The sequence below is a fragment of the Microbacterium sp. SA156 genome, assembly GCF_049065455.1.
Classification (GTDB): Bacteria; Actinomycetota; Actinomycetes; order Actinomycetales; family Microbacteriaceae; genus Microbacterium; species Microbacterium barkeri.
Genome location: NZ_JBAKGU010000001.1, coordinates 306,939 through 325,616 on the forward strand (window position 1 = coordinate 306,939; position 18,678 = coordinate 325,616).

The 18,678-nt window shown below is 72.6% G+C and carries 16 protein-coding genes; 11 read left to right on the forward strand and 5 right to left on the reverse strand.

From position 1 onward, the window contains the following. Position 1: 1 nt before the first annotated feature. Positions 2-1,462: an ABC transporter permease gene (locus ACOWU6_RS01255; RefSeq protein WP_421074446.1), complete on the reverse strand. Its 1,461-nt coding sequence runs from the start codon at positions 1,460-1,462 to the stop codon at positions 2-4. Positions 1,463-1,632: 170 nt separating this feature from the next. Here ACOWU6_RS01255 and ACOWU6_RS01260 point away from each other — a divergent pair, with 170 nt between their 5' ends. Then, on the forward strand, positions 1,633-2,373 hold the full coding sequence (locus tag ACOWU6_RS01260) for a response regulator transcription factor (RefSeq protein ID WP_271173807.1): 741 nt from the start codon (positions 1,633-1,635) through the stop codon (positions 2,371-2,373). Next, positions 2,370-3,866: a sensor histidine kinase gene (locus tag ACOWU6_RS01265; protein WP_421074447.1), complete on the forward strand. Its 1,497-nt coding sequence runs from the start codon at positions 2,370-2,372 to the stop codon at positions 3,864-3,866. Before ACOWU6_RS01260 ends, ACOWU6_RS01265 begins: the two co-directional genes overlap by 4 nt. Positions 3,867-4,037: 171 nt before the next feature. Here ACOWU6_RS01265 and gndA read toward each other — a convergent pair whose 3' ends face one another. Continuing rightward, positions 4,038-5,501 carry an NADP-dependent phosphogluconate dehydrogenase gene (gene gndA / locus ACOWU6_RS01270; protein WP_271173806.1) on the reverse strand — a complete coding sequence of 488 codons (1,464 nt, stop codon included), beginning with the start codon at positions 5,499-5,501 and terminating at the stop codon, positions 4,038-4,040. A 99-nt stretch (positions 5,502-5,600) separates the two neighbouring features. Next, positions 5,601-5,723: a hypothetical protein gene (locus tag ACOWU6_RS01275; protein ID WP_271173805.1), complete on the reverse strand. Its 123-nt coding sequence runs from the start codon at positions 5,721-5,723 to the stop codon at positions 5,601-5,603. A gap of 123 nt (positions 5,724-5,846) precedes the next feature. Between ACOWU6_RS01275 and ACOWU6_RS01280 the strand changes: the two genes are divergently transcribed. The 3 genes from ACOWU6_RS01280 (at position 5,847) to pth (ending at position 8,293) form a co-directional block, all read left to right on the forward strand. Then, positions 5,847-6,830: an alpha/beta hydrolase gene (locus ACOWU6_RS01280; RefSeq protein WP_324014396.1), complete on the forward strand. Its 984-nt coding sequence runs from the start codon at positions 5,847-5,849 to the stop codon at positions 6,828-6,830. A gap of 214 nt (positions 6,831-7,044) precedes the next feature. Then, entirely contained in the window at positions 7,045-7,638 is a 594-nt protein-coding gene (locus ACOWU6_RS01285; protein ID WP_271173803.1) for a 50S ribosomal protein L25/general stress protein Ctc, read from the forward strand. 70 nt (positions 7,639-7,708) lie between these two features. Continuing rightward, positions 7,709-8,293, forward strand: a complete 585-nt coding sequence (gene pth, locus ACOWU6_RS01290) for an aminoacyl-tRNA hydrolase (RefSeq protein ID WP_271173802.1) — start codon at positions 7,709-7,711, stop codon at positions 8,291-8,293. A 16-nt stretch (positions 8,294-8,309) separates the two neighbouring features. Here pth and ACOWU6_RS01295 read toward each other — a convergent pair whose 3' ends face one another. After that, positions 8,310-8,873, reverse strand: coding sequence for a hypothetical protein (locus tag ACOWU6_RS01295; RefSeq protein ID WP_324014398.1), 564 nt, complete (start codon positions 8,871-8,873; stop codon positions 8,310-8,312). A gap of 72 nt (positions 8,874-8,945) precedes the next feature. Between ACOWU6_RS01295 and mfd the strand changes: the two genes are divergently transcribed. The 4 genes from mfd (at position 8,946) to hisS (ending at position 15,830) form a co-directional block, all read left to right on the forward strand. After that, positions 8,946-12,563, forward strand: coding sequence for a transcription-repair coupling factor (gene mfd, locus ACOWU6_RS01300; RefSeq protein ID WP_421074448.1), 3,618 nt, complete (start codon positions 8,946-8,948; stop codon positions 12,561-12,563). 87 nt (positions 12,564-12,650) lie between these two features. Then, positions 12,651-13,811 carry a Na+/H+ antiporter NhaA gene (locus tag ACOWU6_RS01305; protein WP_421074449.1) on the forward strand — a complete coding sequence of 387 codons (1,161 nt, stop codon included), beginning with the start codon at positions 12,651-12,653 and terminating at the stop codon, positions 13,809-13,811. A gap of 17 nt (positions 13,812-13,828) precedes the next feature. Further along, complete coding sequence (locus tag ACOWU6_RS01310) at positions 13,829-14,509, forward strand: MazG family protein (RefSeq protein WP_421074450.1); 681 nt, start codon at positions 13,829-13,831, stop codon at positions 14,507-14,509. 25 nt (positions 14,510-14,534) lie between these two features. Further along, complete coding sequence (hisS, locus tag ACOWU6_RS01315; protein WP_421074451.1) at positions 14,535-15,830, forward strand: histidine--tRNA ligase; 1,296 nt, start codon at positions 14,535-14,537, stop codon at positions 15,828-15,830. A 3-nt stretch (positions 15,831-15,833) separates the two neighbouring features. Here hisS and ACOWU6_RS01320 read toward each other — a convergent pair whose 3' ends face one another. Next, positions 15,834-17,093: an APC family permease gene (locus ACOWU6_RS01320; RefSeq protein ID WP_421074452.1), complete on the reverse strand. Its 1,260-nt coding sequence runs from the start codon at positions 17,091-17,093 to the stop codon at positions 15,834-15,836. Positions 17,094-17,179: 86 nt separating this feature from the next. Here ACOWU6_RS01320 and ACOWU6_RS01325 point away from each other — a divergent pair, with 86 nt between their 5' ends. Together ACOWU6_RS01325 and ACOWU6_RS01330 are read left to right on the forward strand one after the other, a co-directional pair. Then, complete coding sequence (locus tag ACOWU6_RS01325) at positions 17,180-17,530, forward strand: GntR family transcriptional regulator (RefSeq protein ID WP_271173795.1); 351 nt, start codon at positions 17,180-17,182, stop codon at positions 17,528-17,530. Between the two features lie 27 nt (positions 17,531-17,557). Then, on the forward strand, positions 17,558-18,604 hold the full coding sequence (locus ACOWU6_RS01330) for a DUF1648 domain-containing protein (RefSeq protein WP_421074453.1): 1,047 nt from the start codon (positions 17,558-17,560) through the stop codon (positions 18,602-18,604). Positions 18,605-18,678 lie beyond the last annotated feature (74 nt).

The window sequence follows — 18,678 nt, forward strand, 5'->3', positions numbered from 1 at the left end:
CTCAGCCGACCGAGCGCAGCGCCTCGGCGGGGCTCAGGCGCGCGGCGCGCCATCCGCCGATCGCCCCGGCCACGAGGCCGCCGGCGACCGCGAGAGCCACGGCGGCGATGATGACGACGGCGTCGAGCGGTGCCGTCAGCGCGATGTCGCTCGCGGTCTCGGCCATCGCGCCGAACGGACCGCCCATGCCGCCTGCCGCACCGGGGCCGGCGGCCGTCGCAGCGGACGACGTCGAGATCGTCGGCCGCACGAGGTCGATGATCACGGCGCCGATCACGCCGAGCGCCACGCCGGCCGCGCCGCCGATGAGCCCCTGCACGACCGATTCGCCGGCGACCTGGCGCACGACGCGCGCGTTCGTCCATCCGATCGCCTTGAGCGTGCCGAACTCGCGCGTGCGGCGCGAGACGCCGGAGAGCGTGAACAGCACCGCGAGCAGCACGGCGACCGCGAGCACGATGACCGAGAGCCACGTGCCGAGGCTCGAGATGAGGCTCGAGGCGCTCGACAGCGACCCTGAGACCGTCGACGCGAGGTCGGACTGCGAGCTCACGGTCGCCTCGGGCAGCTCCTCCTCGAGGGCGGCCTGCACGGCGGCGATGTCGCCGGCCGACGCGGCCTGCACGTAGACGGTCGAGACGACGTCGCCCGCGCCCGAGAGCTCCTGCGCGATGTCGAGCGGGATGAAGACGTCGGCCGCGGTGTCGGCGGAGTCGGTCGCGGACGCCGCGATCCCAACGATCTCGAACTCCTCGCCGCCCAGCTCGACGGCGTCCCCGACCGCGAGCTCGTTCGTCGAGGCGTAGGTCGCGTCGACGACGGCGACGGCGGCACCCGCATCGGATGCCTCCAGCGCCCGCCCGTCGGACACCTCGACCGACGAGAGCGGGCCCACCGTCGTCGCGGCGTCGTCGACACCCAGGACGCTGATCGAGTCGAGGTCGAAGGCGCCGCCGCCGAAGCCCCCGCCTCCGCCGCCCGGAGGCGCCTCTCCCTCCGCGGGCGCGGCCTGCGTGGCGTCCCCGGCGTCCTCCGGCGCGCTCGGCAGCTCGCCGTCGAACGTGAGGTTGGTGAGCGCGAGCGCGCCCGACACGGCGGAGACGCCCTCGGTGCCGGCCGCCGTCTCGACCGCGGACGACGCGAGTGTGCTCCGGCCCATCTCGACGGCGAGGCGCGACTGGCTCACCTGCGTGGTCCCGTCCTCGGCGGTCTCGCCGTCGTCCTCGCCGAACTCGAAGCGCTGGCCGCGGCCCTCGCCGGGCTCGGCCGCCGCCCCGCTGACCGTGAGGTCGGTGCCGACGCCGTAGACCGACTCGAGGGCCGCGTTCTGGGCGTCGCGGACGCCGGCCGACAGCGCATTCACGATGATCACGAGCGCGATCGCCACCGCGAGTCCGGAGGCGACGATCATCGTCTGCCGCTTCCGGCCCGCGAGCTCTCGTCGCAGGTACGTTCCGAACATGGATCTCCCTTCGCCGCTCCCCGCGAGCGGCCAGCTGCGACCGTAGGGAGCGCGGCGATGGAGGGGGCATGAGCGGCATATGAACGGGCTATGCGGCGCCGCGCGCACTCACAGCCCGCGCATAGCGCGTGCCATAGCAGACCCATAGGAAGCGGAGCACAATGGGTCGCATGACAACGCCCGCTCGCACTCCGTCGCCCGCCCTCACCCGTCCCGACGGCAGCCCCGTGCGCGTCCTCGTCGTCGACGACGAGCAGATGCTCACCGACCTGCTGTCGATGGCGCTGCGCATGGAGGGCTGGGAGGTGCGCGCAGCGGGCAGCGGCTTCGAGGCGCTCCAGGCGGTGCGCGAGTTCGATCCCGACGCGCTCATCCTCGACGTCATGATGCCCGATCTCGACGGGATGGGCGTCCTCCAGCGGCTGCGCCAGAACGGCAACGACGTGCCCGTGCTCTTCCTCACGGCGAAGGACGCCGTGAGCGACCGGGTCGCGGGACTGACGGCCGGCGGCGACGACTACGTGACGAAGCCGTTCAGCCTCGAGGAGGTCGTCGCGCGTCTGCGCGCCCTCATGCGCCGCTCCGGCACGGCCCTCGCGGCCGAGGTCGAGCCCATCCTGCGCGTCGCCGACCTCACGCTCAACGAGGACAGCCACGAGGTCGAGCGCGCGGGGACGCCGATCGAGCTCACGGCCACCGAGTTCGAGCTGCTGCGCTATCTCATGCGCAACCAGCGGCGCGTGCTCTCGAAGGCGCAGATCCTCGATCGGGTCTGGCACTACGACTTCGGGGGCAAGTCGAGCGTCGTCGAGCTCTACATCTCGTACCTCCGCAAGAAGATCGACGCCGGACGCGAGGCGCTCATCCACACGGTGCGCGGGGCCGGCTACATGATCAAGGCACCGCAGTGACCGACGCGCCGCGCGACGAGCTGGCCGCGCCGCCGCGCCGGCAGCTGACGTTCGAAGCGCGCCTCATGATCACGATCGTGTCGATCGTGTCGGTCATCCTCGTGATCATCACGACCCTCACGAGCGCGATCATGAGCAGCGTCCTCGACCAGCAGCTGAGCGAGCGCGTGGCCTCGGCCACGCAGGAGCTCGACCACCAGGTCGCCGGGGCGCTCGCGTCGGGGAAGACCGCCGCGGAGGCTCTCGTCGGCCCGCCGGTCGAGCGCGGGCTCCTCCTCGTCGCCGAGACCGACGGCGGCATCACGGGCGCGGTCGTGGGCGAGGGGAGCGTCACGGCGCTCACCGCCGAGCAGGTGGACGACGTCGTCACGGCGATGACCGGCGAGGCGCACACGGAGACGGTCGCGGTGTCCGATCTCGGCACGTACCGCGTCCGCACGGCCGTGATCCGGCAGACCGGCCAGTCGCTCGTCATCGGCCTCCCCACCGCCGAGGTCCAGGGCACGATCGGCCGGCTCTGGACGACCATCCTCTTCGCGACGATCGGCGGGATGATCCTGCTCGGCATCGCGACGACCCTCGTCATCCGCGCGGGGCTGCGCCCCCTCCGCGCAGTCGCCGAGACCGCGACCCGCGTGGCGCAGCAGCCGCTCGACCAGGGATCCGTGTCGATCGACGAGCGCGTTCCGGCCGAGCAGGCCGACCCGCGCACGGAGATCGGGCAGGTCGGCGCCGCCCTCAACACGCTGCTCGACCATGTCGAGTCGTCGCTGCACGCACGGCAGCGGAACGAGGAGCTCATGCGCCGATTCGTCGCCGACGCGAGCCACGAGCTGCGCACGCCGCTCGCGTCGATCCGGGGCTACTCCGAGCTGTCGCTGCGCGATCCGTCGCTCAGCGAGACGTCGGAGCAGGCGCTCGAGCGCATCCAGGCGCAGTCGATCCGGATGACCTCGCTCGTCGAGGACCTGCTCCTCCTCGCGCGTCTCGACGAGGGGCACGAGATCGTGCTCGGCGCCGTCGACCTGACCCAGCTCGCGGTCGAGGCCCTCGCCGATCAGCAGGCGGCGGGGCCTGATCACGATTGGTCGGTCGAGGTGCCCGAGGAGCCCGTCGTCATCGCGGGCGACCGCGGCCGTCTCACCCAGGTCGTGGTGAACCTCCTCGCGAACGCCCGCACGCACACGCCGGAGGGGACGCACGTCGAGCTCGCGGTGCGCCTCGAGGGCGAGGGGAGCGGGACGCGCGCCGTGCTCACCGTGCACGACGACGGGCCGGGCATCGACGAGGAGCTCCAGGGCGAGCTGTTCACGCGGTTCGCGCGCGGCGATCGGTCGCGGGCGCGCAAGACCGGCGGGACGGGCCTCGGGCTCTCGATCGCCAAGGCGATCGTCGAGGCGCACCACGGCGAGATCTCCGTGCGCAGCGCGCCGGGAGACACGACGTTCGAGGTGCGCTTGCCCGCGAAGCCCGCCGAGGCCCCGCCGGCCTGACCGGCGCCGGAGACGGAGCGAGCCGACCCCCGGGCGGGGGTCGGCTCGCTGCGGCGTTTCGGCTCGCTGAGGCGTTTCGGCTCGCTGCGCTCGCTCAACGACCGGAGGCGGCTCGCGGAGACCCGTGCTGAGCGAGGGAGCGCAGCGAGCGAGCCGAAGCATCGCTGAGTGCTAGTGGGTGTCCTCGGCCTCGATCTCGGTGCGGTCGCCGCTCCACTGCGTGTGGAACGTGCCCTCTTTGTCGATGCGCTTGTAGGTGTGCGCGCCGAAGAAGTCGCGCTGCCCCTGCACGAGGGCGGCGGGCAGGCGCTCGGCGCGGATGCCGTCGTAGTAGGCGAGCGACGACGAGAACGCCGGCGAGGGGATGCCCGCCTGCGTCGCGGCGACGACGACCCGGCGCCACGCCGCCTGACCGCGCGTGAGCGCCTCGGCGAAGTACGGGGCGGTCGCGAGCACCGGGAGGTCGGGCTGCTCGGCGTACGCGTCGGCGATGCGGTTGAGGAACTGGGCGCGGATGATGCAGCCGGCGCGCCAGATCTTCGACACGGCGCCGAGGTCGATCGTCCAGTTGTACTCCGCTGCGCCCGCGCGGATCTCGTCGAAGCCCTGCGAGTAGGCGATGATCTTCGACGCGAACAGGGCCTGGCGGACGTCCTCGATGAAGCCGTCGACGTCGTCGACGCGGAACTCCTCGTCGGGGCCGGGGAGCGACGCCGCCACGGCGCGCTGCTCGGGGTGCGACGACAGCGAGCGGGCGAACGTCGCCTCGGCGATGCCCGACACGGGCACGCCGAGCGCGAGAGCCGTCTGCACGGTCCAGGCGCCGGTGCCCTTCGCACCCGCCTGGTCGAGGATCACGTCGACGAGGGGCTTGCCCGTCTCGGCGTCGACCTGGCGGAGCACCTCGGCGGTGATCTCGATGAGGTACGACTCGAGCTCGCCCTTGTTCCACTCGGCGAAGACGTCGGCGATCTCGGCAGGCGTCTTGCCCGTGCCGCGGCGGATGAGGTCGTACGCCTCGGCGATGAGCTGCATGTCGGCGTACTCGATGCCGTTGTGCACCATCTTCACGAAGTGGCCGGCGCCGTCGTGTCCGACGTGCGTGACGCAGGGCTCGCCCTCGGCGACCGCCGCGATCGACTTGAGGATGGGGCCGAGCGTGACCCACGACTCGTCCGAGCCGCCGGGCATGATCGAGGGGCCCGTGAGCGCGCCCTCCTCGCCGCCCGAGATGCCCGCGCCGACGAAGTTGATGCCGGTCTCGCGGACGGCCTTCTCGCGGCGGATCGTGTCAGGGAAGTACGCGTTGCCGCCGTCGACGATGATGTCGCCCGGCTCGAACACCTCGACGAGGGAGTCGATCACGGCGTCGGTGGGACGACCGGCCTTGACCATGATGATCGCCGTGCGCGGCTTCGACAGCGAGGCCGCGAACTCCTCGTAGGAGAACGCCGGGATGAAGCCGGCCTCGGGGTGCTCGGCGACGAGCTCGTCGGTCTTCGAGCGGCTGCGGTTGTACACGGCCACCGTGTTGCCCTCGCGGCTCGCGAGGTTGCGGGCCAGGTTCGAGCCCATCACGGCGAGGCCCACGACCCCGATGTTCGCAAGGGCAGGGGTCGATGAAGCGTCAGTCACGCGCGTCTCCTTGAGGACGGGAAATGATCGTACGTAATGCAGGGTAGTGCTCCCGCGCCTCACGCGCCTCTCCGTGACGTTGTGAGTGCGCGGAGGGCGTCACTTGCGGTACGAGCTCCGGCCGAGAGCGAACATCGCGCCCGCGACGAGCACGACGAAGGTCACGGACATGCCGCCGATGACCCAGGCGATCACGTGCGAGATGGCTGCGCCGTCGATCATGGGGACTCCTTCTGCAGATGCGCGGCCCTTTCCAGGGCGCGCGCGGACGGTCGAGGACGGCGCGATGCGCCGCCTCCATCGTAGTCGCGGGCGTCGTCGGGCCCTCCTCGATAGGCTCGGCCCATGGCGGCGCGCGCGTGGGCCCCGGACATCCTGGGGGAGGGGTTCGAGCAGCTCGAGCTGCCGCTCGCTGCCGACGGCGAAGGCGACGTCGTGGCCACCCTCGTCCGGCACCTCCCGCGGCGGCGCCGGTTCCTCGAGCGCGCGCGTCCGCTCGAGGACGTCGACGTCCTCTACGTGCACGGATGGTCGGACTACTTCTTCCAGCGCCGGCTCGCGCGCTTCTGGGCCGATCGCGGCGCGCGCTTCTTCGCGCTCGATCTCCGGAAGTACGGCAGGAGCCTCCGGCCCGGTCAGACGCCCGGGTACACGACCGACCTCGACGTCTACGACGAGGACATCGCGGCGGCGCTTGCGGCGATGCAGCCCGCGGTGGGGCGGCGCCTCGTCCTGCTCGGCCATTCCACCGGAGGCCTCACGCTCAGCCTCTGGGCCGCGCGCCATCCCGACGTCGCGAGCGCGCTCATCCTCAACAGCCCGTGGCTCGAGTTCCAGCTGAGCGGCGTGCGCACCGCGATCGCCCCCGTCGTGCAGATGCAGGCGCGCTGGCGCCCCATGGACGCGGCGCCGCAGGTCGACCTGGGCTACTACTCCCGCGCCCAGCGCGAGGCGGCCGATCCCGACGACCCGGTCGAGGTGAACCCGCTCTGGCGCCCCGAGCAGACGATGACGGTCCATGCCGGATGGCTGAGCGCTGTGCTGGCCGGGCACGCGCGGGTCGCGGCCGGCCTCGGGATCGCCGCCCCGGTCTGCGTCCTGCTCTCCGCGCGCAGCGCTCCGCCCACGCGGTGGTCCGACGAGCTCACGCGCGTCGACTCGGTCCTCGTCGTCGACGACATCGCGCGCGCGTCGCTCCGGCTCGGCCGCAGCGTCACCGTGGAGCGCATCGAGGGGGCGCTCCACGACGTGTTCCTCTCGCGGCGCGACGCGCGCGAGGAGGCGTACGCGCGCATGGACCGCTGGGTGAGCGGGTTCGTCGCGGGCTGAGGCTGGGAATCCGCGGTTCTCCCGACCGCCGGCGTCGGGTAGCATGGACGACGACCTCGGCGAGGGGTGCCTCCGCGCGTGCGCGAGACGGGCATCCGTGATCGACGCGGTGATGCGGGCCCATGCCCTCCTCACGCGCAGCGTTCGAGCCGAGGACTTCCGACAGAACTTCATGCGGCTCCGCTCGGCCGCGTGTCCCACGAGGAGCAGACACATGGCTGACCAGAACAAGCTCGCGGCAGAGGTCCGCACCGAGTTCGGCAAGGGCTTCGCCCGCCGCCTCCGCGCCGCCGGCAAGATCCCCGCCGTCATCTACGGCCACGGCACCGAGCCCGTGCACGTCGCGCTGCCCGGTCACGAGACGGCGCTCATCGTCCGTCACGCGAACGCGCTGCTCGAGCTCGATGTCGAGGGCCGCGCCGAGCTCGCGCTCGTCAAGGACGTGCAGCGCGACCCGGTGCGCCAGGTCATCGAGCACATCGACCTCCTCGTCGTGAAGAAGGGCGAGAAGGTCGCCGTCGAGGTGCCCGTCACCACCGTCGGCGAGTCGTTCTCCGGCACGATCGTGAACCTCGAGACGGCGACCCTCAAGCTCGAGGTCGAGGCGACGCACATCCCCGAGCACGTCGAGGTCTCGGTCGAGGGCCTCGAGGACGGCACGGTCATCACGGCCGGCGACATCGCGCTCCCGCAGGGCGCCGTCCTCGCGGACGAGCCGGAGCTCCAGATCCTCTCGATCCTCACGCCGCGCGCGACGGTCGAGGACGAGGCTGCCGCCGAGGGCGAAGAGGCACCCGCCGCGGAGTGACGCGGATCTTCCACGCGAGGGGGTGCGACCTGGTCGCACCCCCTCGCGTCGTCTCCAGGAGGGAATGAGGATGGCCGAGACATGGCTGGTCATCGGGCTCGGCAATCCCGGCCCGCGGTATGAGCAGACGCGGCACAACGTCGGCCAGATGGTCGTCGACGAGCTCGCCGCGCGCCGCAGCGCGACGTTCCGGCAGCACAAGGCCAACGCGCGTGTGGCGGAGACGTGGCTGCGACCGGGCGCGGCGAAGCTCGTGCTCGCCAAGCCGAACACCTTCATGAACGTCTCGGGCGGCCCCGCGGCGGGCCTCGCCCGGTTCTACGGGCTCGCGGCCGATCGCGTCGTGGTCGTGCACGACGAGCTGGACATCCCGTTCGACACCATCAAGCTCAAGTCCGGCGGCGGGCACGGCGGGCACAACGGCGTCCGCGATGTCGCGAAGGCGCTCGGCACCCCGGACTTCGCCCGCGTGCGGGTCGGCATCGGGCGTCCACCCGGCCGTCAGGACCCCGCGGACTGGGTACTCGACCCGTTCGGCGCGACCGAGCGCAAGACGCTCCCGATCCTCGTGTCCGACGCGGCCGACGCCGTCGAGCGGCTCGCGGAGGACGGCCTCGTGGCCGCGCAGCAGCGCTTCCACGCCCCGCGGGCCTGATCGGCGGGGCGCGAGGTCAGAATCCGGCCTGGTCCAGGCCGGCGGCGAGCCCGATCGAGAAGCCGATCGCGGCGGACGTGGCGACGATCACGGGCGCGACCGCGGCGATGACGACGGCGGCGATCCCCGCGCCCCTGCCGCGTCGTCGTGCGATCGCGACGATGCCCTGGATCAGCGCCCACACGCCGAGCGCCGTGGCGACCCACGCGGTGATCTCGCCGGTGAGGACGGCGTCGCGCACCGGCGTGAGCAGCGACCAGTCGAACTCGGTCGCCGCCGCGAAGTCCGTGCGCCCGGCCTGCACCCCGACGAGGAAGCAGCAGACGCCGATCACGAGCGTTCCGCCGACGAGGGCCACGAGCGCGAGGAGGAGCGCGACGCGGCCGAGGGCGGCGGATGGCGCGGGCGCGGGCGCCTCGACCATGGCGGCGAAGCGCGGATCCCCCGGCTGCTGGTACGGCGCGGTCGGCGGATAGAGATAGGCGCCCGAGGGCTGCTGGCCGGGCGTGACGCCGCCGGGGGAGATCGGCGAGTGGTCGCCGGGAGCGGGCGGGTACGGCGGCTGCGGGTCGGCGCTCATGCGCCCATCCTAGGAAGGCGGGGCGCGGATGTCCGTCGTGCCCGTGTCGGAGGGCGCGACTAGACTTCTGCGGTGACTGTTCAGGGAATCGTCAGTGCTCTGGAACAGGACGGGTCCTTCCGCGACGCGCTCGCCGCGTCGGCCGTCGATGCGGATCTCTCGCTCGTCGACGGACTGGACGCCCCGATGCTCGCCGGCCTCCTCGAGCGCCGCCGTGCGAGCGGGCACGCCCCCGTCCTGCTCGTCGTCGCGCCCACCGGGCGGCGGGCGGAGGCGCTCGGCGCCGCGCTGTCGTCGGTGATGCCCGAGGCCGAGGTGCTCGACTTCCCCGCATGGGAGACGCTGCCGCACGAGCGGCTGAGCCCGAGCCCCGAGACCGTGGGCCGACGGCTCGAGACCCTCCGCCGCATCGCCGCCGCGCATTCCGGGCCGACCTCGCCGCTCATCGTGACGGCGTCGATCCGCGCCGCCATCCAGCCGATCGCGAGCGGACTCGGCGACGTGCACCCGATCGAGCTGCGCGCGGGAGGGCGCGGCCATGAGCTCGAGACCGTCGTCGAGCGCCTCGTCGAGCTCGCGTACCACCGGGTCGACATGGTGTCGCGACGCGGCGAGTTCGCCGTCCGCGGCGGCATCCTCGACGTCTTCCCGCCGGTCGCCGATCACCCGTATCGCATCGAGTTCTTCGGCGACGAGGTCGACCAGATCCGCGCCTTCTCCGTCGCCGACCAGCGCTCGCTCCCCGGCGATGTCGCGGCCGTCTCGCTCGTGCCGAGCCGCGAGCTCCTGCTGACGCCCGACATCCGCCAGCGCGCGCGCGAGCTGCAGCACGAGTACCCCGGCATCGCCCAGATGCTCGAGCGGATGGGCGAGGGCATCCCGGTCGAGGGCATGGAGTCGCTCATGCCGGTCCTCGCGGGGCCGCTCGTGTCGCTTCCGACGTACCTTCCCCGTGGCGCGGCGGTCGCGCTCGTCGATCCCGAGCGCGCGGTGTCGCGGTCCATCACCCTCGGCGAGACGAACCGCGAGTTCCTCGAGGCGGCGTGGAGCGCCGCGACGAGCGGAGCGAGCGCGCCCATCAACCTCGACGCGGGCGACTTCCTCACCCTCGCCCAGCTGCGCGACGACGTGCGAGCGGTCGGCGGCGTGTGGTGGACCCTGAGCCCCTTCGACTCGGGAGCGGCCGAGATCGCGGCCGAGCTCGCCGAGCACGACGACCTCGACGCCGTGCCCGACGCGCGAGACGCGATCCGCGTGCGCGCCTCCGCGACGCCGACCTTCCAGGGCAACGTCGAGGGCGCCACCGCGCACATCGGGCAGCTCCTGCACGACGGCTGGTCGGTGGTCGTCGCGGCGTCGGGCATCGGCCTCGTGGAACGGGCACGCGACGTGCTGTCGGAGCGCGGGCTCGCGGCGCGCATCGTCGACAGCCTCGTCGAGGCGCCGGAGCCGGGGGTCGCGACCCTCGTGCAGGCCGCGATCGAGCGCGGCTTCACGGTCGAGGGCGTGAAGCTCGCCCTCTTCACCGAGAACGAGTTCTACGGCAGGGCGATCGGCGGCGACACGCGCGCGGTCAAGAAGCTCGCGTCGCGGCGGAAGAACGTCGTCGACCCCCTTCAGCTGAAGCCGGGCGAGATCGTCGTGCACGCGACGCACGGCATCGGCCGATTCGTCGAGATGACCCAGCGCGAGGTCTCCAGCGGCGGCCGCAACGCGACGAAGACGACGCGCGACTACCTCGTGCTCGAGTACGCGCCGTCGAAGCGCGGGTATCCGGGCGACAAGCTGTACGTGCCGACGGACCAGCTCGACCTGCTCTCGAAGTACGTCGGCGGCGAGGCCCCGACGCTGTCGAAGATGGGCGGGAGCGACTGGGCGCAGGCGAAGAGCCGCGCGCGCAAGGCGGTCCGCGACATCGCTGTCGAGCTCGTCAAGCTGTACTCGGCGCGGATGGCGGCGAAGGGCCACGCCTTCGGGCCGGACACCCCGTGGCAGCGCGAGCTCGAGGAGGCCTTCCCCTTCGCGGAGACCCCCGATCAGCTGCAGACGATCGAGGAGGTCAAGCGCGACATGGAGCGCCCGATCCCGATGGACCGCCTGCTCTCGGGCGACGTCGGGTTCGGCAAGACCGAGGTCGCCGTGCGCGCCGCGTTCAAGGCGATCCAGGACGGCAAGCAGGTCGCGATGCTCGTCCCGACCACGCTGCTCGTGAAGCAGCACCTCGAGACCTTCCAGGACCGGTTCGCGGGCTTCCCCGTGAAGGTGCGCGCGCTGTCGCGCTTCCAGACCGACAAGGAGGCGCGCGAGACCATCCAGGGCCTGTCGGACGGGTCCATCGACATGGTGATCGGCACGCACCGCATCCTCACCGAGCAGGTGCGCTTCAAGGACCTGGGTCTGCTCATCGTCGACGAGGAGCAGCGCTTCGGCGTCGAGCACAAGGACGCCCTCAAGAAGCTCAAGACGAACGTCGACATCCTCGCGATGAGCGCGACCCCGATCCCGCGCACGCTCGAGATGGCGGTCACCGGCATCCGGGAGATGTCCACCCTCGCGACGCCGCCCGAGGATCGCCACCCGATCCTGTCGTACGTCGGCCCGCACAACGACAAGCAGATCGCCGCGGCCATCCGACGCGAGCTGCTGCGCGAGGGGCAGGTGTTCTTCGTGCACAACCGGGTCACGACGATCCAGAAGGTCGCCTCGCATCTCGCCGAGCTCGTTCCCGACGCCCGCATCGCGGTCGCGCACGGCAAGATGAGCGAGAACCAGCTCGAGCAGGTCGTCGACGACTTCTGGGAGCGCAAGTTCGACGTGCTCGTCTGCACGACCATCATCGAGACCGGCATCGACATCGCGAACGCGAACACGATCATCATCGACCGCGCCGACAAGTACGGGCTCGCGCAGCTGCACCAGCTGCGGGGTCGCGTCGGCCGCGGTCGCGAGCGCGCCTACGCGTACTTCGTGTACGACGAGGGCAAGCCGCTCTCCGAGACCGCGGCCGACCGCCTCGAGACGATCGCGGTGCACAACGATCTCGGCAGCGGCATCCAGGTCGCCATGAAGGATCTCGAGCTGCGCGGCGCCGGCAATCTCCTCGGCGCCGAGCAGGCCGGCCACATCGCGGGCGTCGGCTTCGACCTCTACCTGCGCATGATCGGCGAGGCCGTCGCGACGTTCCGGGGAGAGGAGACCGAGGGGCCGACCGAGCTGCGACTCGAGCTGCCCGTCGAGGCGCGCCTGCCGGAGAGCTACATCGACAGCGAGCGGCTGCGGCTCGAGGCGTACCAGAAGCTGTCGGCGGCCGCGTCGGCGACGGCGAAGGACGACGCCATCGACCTCGTCGTGGAGGAGCTCGTCGACCGCTACGGCGCGCCGCCGCCCGAGGTCGACGGCCTCATCGCCGTCGCGCGCCTGCGCCGCCGCGCGGCTCAGGCCGGTCTCGCCGATGTCGTCGCGATGGGGCGCAATCTGCGCATCGCGCCGGCGAACCTGCCCGATTCGATGAAGGTCCGGCTGCAGCGCCTGCACCCGGGCGCGAAGATCCTGAGCGGGGGAGAGGCCATGGTCGTCCCCCTTCCGCAGGCGGGCGGCGAGCCGCTCGGCGACGCCGAGCTCATCGCCTGGGTCGGGCAGCTGCTCGACGCGCTCTTCCCGGCGCCGAAGAAGGACGCTCCGGCCGAGTGACGTAAGGTGGGAGGCGGTGTGCCGGGAAGTCTGGTCGGCGGCGGGCGCTGATCGCGCCCGGTCCCCGGTCGGTCCTGAAAGGATCCCATGCTCAAGCTCCTGCGCTCCGAGCGCTTCCCCGCCTTCCTCCTCCTCGGCGCCGCGATCGTCGGCCTCGTCGTCGCGAACAGCCCGGTCGGCCCCGCGGTGCTCGATTTCAGCCATCTCCATCTCGCGGTGCCGGGAACGCCGCTCGACCTCTCGATCTCGCACTGGGTCGCCGACCTGCTGCTCGCGGTGTTCTTCTTCGGGGTCGCGATCGAGCTGCAGTACGAGCTCACGAACGGCCAGCTGAACACCGTCGGCAAGGCGCTCAAGCCCGCCATCGCCGCGGCCGGCGGTGTGATCGTGCCGATCGTCATCTATCTCGTCATCGCCTGGGATCCGGCCACGCGCGACGGATGGCCCATCCCGACCGCGACCGACATCGCGTTCGCGCTCGGCGTCCTCGCGATGTTCGGCAAGGGCCTGCCGTCGAAGGTGCGCGTGTTCCTCCTCGCGCTCGCGATCATCGACGACATCGTCGGCATCGTCTTCATCGCGGTGCTCTTCGCGACCGACATCGACTTCGGAAGCCTCGCGATCGGCGCGGTGCTCATCGTCGCCTTCGGCGCCCTGAGCCGCTTCGTGTCCGACCGCAACAAGCTCGTCGTCGTGCCGCTCATGGTGGTCATCGCGCTCGCCGCCTGGGCCTTCGTGTTCGAGGGCGGCATCCACGCGACCATCGCGGGCGTGCTGCTCGGTCTCGCCATCCGCCAGGGGGAGGGCCTGCAGGCGCGCCACGTCCTCGAGCCGTGGATCAACGGCCTCATCCTGCCGGTCTTCGCGTTCTTCTCGGCGCTCGTGGTCATCCCGCAGGTCTCCCCGAGCGAGCTCTCGCCGGCTCTGTGGGCCATCCTCATCGCGCTCCCGGTCGGCAAGATCATCGGCATCACGATCTTCGGCGGGGTCGCCATGGCCGTCCGCCCGAAGGGGACCGAGCCCGAGATCCGCCTGCCCGATCTCATCGCGGCGGGCACCCTCGGCGGCATCGGGTTCACGGTGTCGCTGCTGCTGTCGAACCTCGCGTTCGCCGACGACGCCCTCCTCCGCGACGAGGCCATCCTCGGGGTGCTCGGCGGGTCGATGATCGCGCTCGCGCTGTCTGCCGTGCTCGTGTCGCTGCGCGCGCGGCACCATCGGCGTCTCGCCGCGTCGACGTCGGCGTGATGCGGCAGGATGTCCGGATGAGCGGATCGGGGAACGAGCTGGGGCGCGCGGCCGACGTCATGCGCGACGTGCACGAGCGGTGCGTGTGGACGCAGGGCATGACGCACGAGGCGCTCGTGCCCTACCTCGTCGAGGAGTCGGCGGAGGTCGTCGACGCGGTCGAGAGCGGCGACCGCGCGGCCCTGCGCGAGGAGCTCGGCGACCTGCTGTGGCAGGTGCTCTTCCACGCCGAGATCGCCTCGCACCATCCCGACGAGCCGTTCGGGATCGACGACGTCGCGCGGGGGCTCGCCGACAAGATGATCCGCCGCCATCCGCACGTGTTCGCGGGCGAGACGGCGGAGACGCCCGAGCGCGTGCTCGAGCTGTGGAACGCCGCCAAGGCAGCCGAGAAGCGCGAGCGCACCTCGGTGCTCGACGGCGTGTCGCACGCGATGCCCGCACTCGCGCTCGCCCAGAAGGTCCTCGCGAAGGCCGAGCTGGTCGGCGTGGGGCTCGAGCTCGCCGAGGAGGTCGCCGCGGCCGAGGCCATCGCGGAGGATGATCCCGACATCCTGCCGGCGACCGAGGAGGAGCTCGGCGCCACCCTCCTCGGAGTCGTGGCGATCGCCCGCGCCCGCGGCTGGGACGCCGAGCGCGCGCTGCGCTCGGCCGTCCGCGCTCTCGAGACGGAGGTCCGAGACGCCGAGAGCGGCTGACCCGTCGTGGGAGAATGGGGGAGCTATGGCTTCCGTGAATCCGCCGCGCGGCATGCGCGACTTCCTCCCCGCTGACAAGGCCCGTCGCGAGCGCGTGCTCGCCGTCATCCGCGAGCGCTACCGCGCGCACGGGTTCGACGAGATCGAGACGCCCGTCATGGAGGAGTACGACCGGCTGCACGCCGGGGTGGGCGGCGACAACGAGAAGCTCGCGTTCAACATCCTGCGCCGCGGCCTCGACGCCGACGGCGTCCGCGCGGCGGCCGACGATCCGGCCCAGCTGAGCGACCTGGGGCTGCGCTACGACCTCACGGTTCCGCTCGCGCGCTTCTACGCGTCGCACCGGAGCGAGCTGCCGTCGGTCTTCCGCTCGGTGCAGATCGCGCCGGTGTGGCGTGCCGAGCGGCCCCAGAAGGGCCGATACCGCCAGTTCATGCAGTGCGACATCGACATCATGGGCGACGCCTCGGCGCGCGCGGAGGCCGAGCTCATCACCGCGACGCTCGACACGCTCGACGCGCTCGGGCTCGAGGGCGCGAGCGTGCGCATCAACGACCGCCGGGCACTGGACGCCATGCTCGACCTCTTCGGCTTCCCCGTCGAGGAGCGCCCGGGCGTCCTCATCACGATCGACAAGCTCGACAAGATCGGCGCCGACGGCGTCGTGGCCGAGCTGCGCGAGCGCGCGGCGTCCGACGAGGCGGCCGACGCGCTCGCGTCCTTCCTCGATCAGGTCGCGCAGCGCGCGCACGAGCCCTTCGGCGAGGCTCAGATCCGCGGGGCTCTGCCCGAGGGCGTCGACGACGCGATCATCGCGCACCTCGTCGGCATCGGAGAAGCCGTGGGCGCGGCCCGCGGCGCCGACGCCGTCGGCGCCGAGCTGCCCCTCGCGTTCGATCCGTTCCTCGTCCGCGGCATGGGGTACTACACGGGGACGATCTTCGAGATCGCCCACCCGTCGGTGTCCTACTCGCTCGGCGGAGGCGGCCGCTACGACGGCATGATCGGCCGCTTCCTCGGGCAGGACGTGCCGGCGGTCGGGTTCTCGATCGGCTTCGAGCGGATCGTCGACCTCGTCTCGCTCGCCGAGGCGGCCGCCGCCGAGGCGGTCGTGCTCGTCCACGATCGCGACGTCCCGGTCGCCGAGCTGCTCGCCCTCAAGGCGGCGCTCGTCGCGGAGGGCTCGCGCGTGCGCCTCGAGCAGCGGACGAAGAACCTCAAGGGTCTGCTCGAGCGCGCCTCCGCCGACGGCTACACGGCCTTCGCGACGGTGTCGGCGGGAGCCGAGCGCGACGATCTCGAGCTCAAGCCCCTCTCCTGACGCCTACTCCGCCGACGCCCGGCGCTCGGCCACGAGGCGGATGAGACGGTACGCCGCACCCGCGAGCACGACGACGACGCCCGCGACGACGCTCTGCCAGGGCAGGGTGAACGCCAGGACGACGCAGCCTGCCGCCCCCACGGCCTGCAGCCAGCGGGGATAGCGGCGCACCGCGCTGCCCTGTCGCCAGGCCGCGAGGTTCGCGACGAGGTAGTAGAGGAGCACGCCGAACGACGAGAAGCCGATCGCGCCGCGGAGGTCCGCGAACGCGACGATCGCGATCACGACGAGCGCGATCACGGCCTCGGCGCGGTGCGGCACGCGCGTGCGCGGGTGGATGGCGGAGAGGAAGCGGGGGAGGTCGTCCTCTCGGGCCATCGCGAGGGTCGTGCGCCCGATCCCGGCGATGAGAGCGAGGAGGGCGCCGAGCGCAGCGGCCGCCGCGCCCACGCGCACGACCGGCTGCGCCGCGTCCCACCCCGCGGCGGCGACCACGTCGGCGAGCGGCGCGGGGGAGGCGGCGAGTGCCTCGACGCCGAGCGCGTGCAGCGAGGTGAGGGCGATGACCGCGTACACGGCGATCGCGAGGCCCAGGGCGAGCGGGATGGCCCGGGGGACCGTGCGCGCGGGATCGCGCACCTCCTCGCCCATCGTGGCGATGCGCGCGTACCCCGCGAAGGCGAAGAAGAGCAGGCCAGCCGCCTGAAGCACGCCGTACGCCCCGACCCCTGGCGGCGTCTGCGCCCCGCCTGGGGCCGCGGGGGCGGCCCATCCGGCCGCGACGACGACCGCGAGGCACACGAGCACGACCGCGACGATGATCTTCGTCGCGAGCGCCGTGCGGGTCACGCCGAGCAGGTTGATCCCTGCGAGAAGGGCGACGGCGAGCACGGCGACGGGCCGCTCCCAGCCGGCGGGAGCCGCGTACGCCGCGAAGGTCAGCGCCATGGCCGCGCAGCTCGCGATCTTGCCGATGACGAAGCACCATCCGGCCAGGTAGCCCCACCACGCGCCGAGCTCGGCGCGGCCGTACGCGTACGTGCCTCCCGCCACGGGGTGGACGGCCGCGAGCTGCGCGGACGACGCCGCGTTGCAGAACGCCACGACCGCGGCGATCGCCAGCCCAGCGAGCAGCCACGGGCCCGCGGCGGCCGCGGCGGGGGCGAAGACCGCGAAGACGCCGGCCCCGATCATCGATCCGAGGCCGATCGCGACGGCGTCGCCGACGCCGAGTCGTCGTGCGAGCGCGGGAGGGGGCGTCATGCGCCGCAGTATATGAGGCGCGGGTGGCGGCGAGACGACGCGCACGGTGCGCGCGTCTGAAGTTATAGTCCTGCTAGAATAACTGCATGCTCATCCGCATCGACCCGACGCGCGAGGAGCCGGTCTTCACGCAGATCGCGGCGTCCATCCGCTCGGATGCCGCCGCCGGTCGCACGCGTCCCGGAGACCGGCTCCCGGCCGCGAAGGAGGTGGCGGCGTCGCTCGGGGTGAACCTGCACACCGTGCTCCACGCCTACCGCCAGCTGCGCGACGAGGGGCTCGTCTCGATGCGGCCCGGGCGCGGCGCCGTGGTGACCGAGGCGGCGGCTCCGCTCGCGGCGCTGGATGCCGACATCCGAGCGCTCGTGCGTCGGGCGACCGAGCACGGCGTATCCCGCGAGACGCTCGCGGCCGCCGTGCGCGCGGCCGAGCTCTGAACCGACCGAACCCTCGAGGAGGAGACGATGACCGCATCGCAGCACACCGGCGCGAAGGAGGCGCTCCGCCGTTTCCGCTGGGTGGGCCTCTGCGTCCCGCTCGCCGTGCACCTCGCGCTCGCTCTCGTGCAGCTCGCGCAGATGCCCGCGCTGCCTGACCCGGCCGCGATCCACTGGGGAGCCGCGGGCGGCCCCGACGGGTTCGGGCCGGCGTGGACCCTCCCGCTGCTGACCGCGCTCGTCGGGGGAGGGACGACGCTCGTCGTCGCGGGGCTCGCGCTCGTCGGAGCGCGCGGGGGCGCGAGCGGACGCACTCGCCGACACGGGCAGCGCATGTCCCTGCGCATGCTCGCCGCCGTCATCTGGTGGGAGGTCGGTCTGCTCGGCGTCGGGCTCTCCGTGAGCGTCTTCGCCCAGGTCGGTCTGGACGACCCGCGGGACGCGCCTCCGGTCGGGTGGGGGATGGCCGCGGGCTTCGCGGTCGGGGTCGCGCTCGGCATCGCGGCCTGGCTCGTCACGATCGACCCTCCGCACGAGGAGGGCGAGAGGCCTCGTCCGGTCGCGCTCGCGACGCACGAGCGCGCGGTCTGGGCGCGCACCGCCTCGATGGCGCCCGCCGGCATCGCGCTCCTCGCGGTCTCCGCCGCGGCCGTCATCGCGATCGCGCTCGTGACCGCCTCCCTCGATCTCGCACAGCGCGGCGCGCTCTCGGGCGGCACCTGGATCACGATCGCCGCGGCGGCGCTCGTGACGTTCCTCGTCGGCGTCGGGTGCGTCTTCCGCGTTCGCGTCGACGAGGCCGGGCTGACGGTGCGCGCGCCGATCGGCTGGCCCCGCGTGCGCATCTCCGCGTCCGACATCCGCGCGGTCGAGGTCGTCCTGGTGAATCCGATGGCCGAGTACGGCGGGTGGGGCTGGCGCTATGCGGTCGGCAGCGGCTGGGGCGTCGTGCTGCGCGCCGGCGAGGCGCTGCGGGTCACCCGGGCGAACGGCAAGGCGTTCACCGTCACCGTCGACGACGCCGACACGGCCGCGGCGCTGCTCGCCGGCTTCGCCGAGCGCGCGAGGGCGTGACGTCGCGCCTGCGCGGGCCCGTTACGATTCTGTGGACGGCGCGACGCCGCACCCGACCTCCGGCACGGCGCCGG

Coding starts and splice junctions, on each gene's coding strand:
- ACOWU6_RS01275 (WP_271173805.1), bottom strand. CDS start 5,723: ATGATCGACGGCGCAGCCATCTCGCACGTGATCGCCTGGGTCATCGGC.
- ACOWU6_RS01280 (WP_324014396.1), top strand. CDS start 5,847: ATGGCGGCGCGCGCGTGGGCCCCGGACATCCTGGGGGAGGGGTTCGAG.
- ACOWU6_RS01325 (WP_271173795.1), top strand. CDS start 17,180: ATGCTCATCCGCATCGACCCGACGCGCGAGGAGCCGGTCTTCACGCAG.
- ACOWU6_RS01320 (WP_421074452.1), bottom strand. CDS start 17,093: ATGACGCCCCCTCCCGCGCTCGCACGACGACTCGGCGTCGGCGACGCC.
- ACOWU6_RS01260 (WP_271173807.1), top strand. CDS start 1,633: ATGACAACGCCCGCTCGCACTCCGTCGCCCGCCCTCACCCGTCCCGAC.
- ACOWU6_RS01330 (WP_421074453.1), top strand. CDS start 17,558: ATGACCGCATCGCAGCACACCGGCGCGAAGGAGGCGCTCCGCCGTTTC.
- ACOWU6_RS01255 (WP_421074446.1), bottom strand. CDS start 1,462: ATGTTCGGAACGTACCTGCGACGAGAGCTCGCGGGCCGGAAGCGGCAG.
- ACOWU6_RS01305 (WP_421074449.1), top strand. CDS start 12,651: ATGCTCAAGCTCCTGCGCTCCGAGCGCTTCCCCGCCTTCCTCCTCCTC.
- hisS (WP_421074451.1), top strand. CDS start 14,535: ATGGCTTCCGTGAATCCGCCGCGCGGCATGCGCGACTTCCTCCCCGCT.
- ACOWU6_RS01285 (WP_271173803.1), top strand. CDS start 7,045: ATGGCTGACCAGAACAAGCTCGCGGCAGAGGTCCGCACCGAGTTCGGC.
- pth (WP_271173802.1), top strand. CDS start 7,709: ATGGCCGAGACATGGCTGGTCATCGGGCTCGGCAATCCCGGCCCGCGG.
- ACOWU6_RS01310 (WP_421074450.1), top strand. CDS start 13,829: ATGAGCGGATCGGGGAACGAGCTGGGGCGCGCGGCCGACGTCATGCGC.
- ACOWU6_RS01295 (WP_324014398.1), bottom strand. CDS start 8,873: ATGAGCGCCGACCCGCAGCCGCCGTACCCGCCCGCTCCCGGCGACCAC.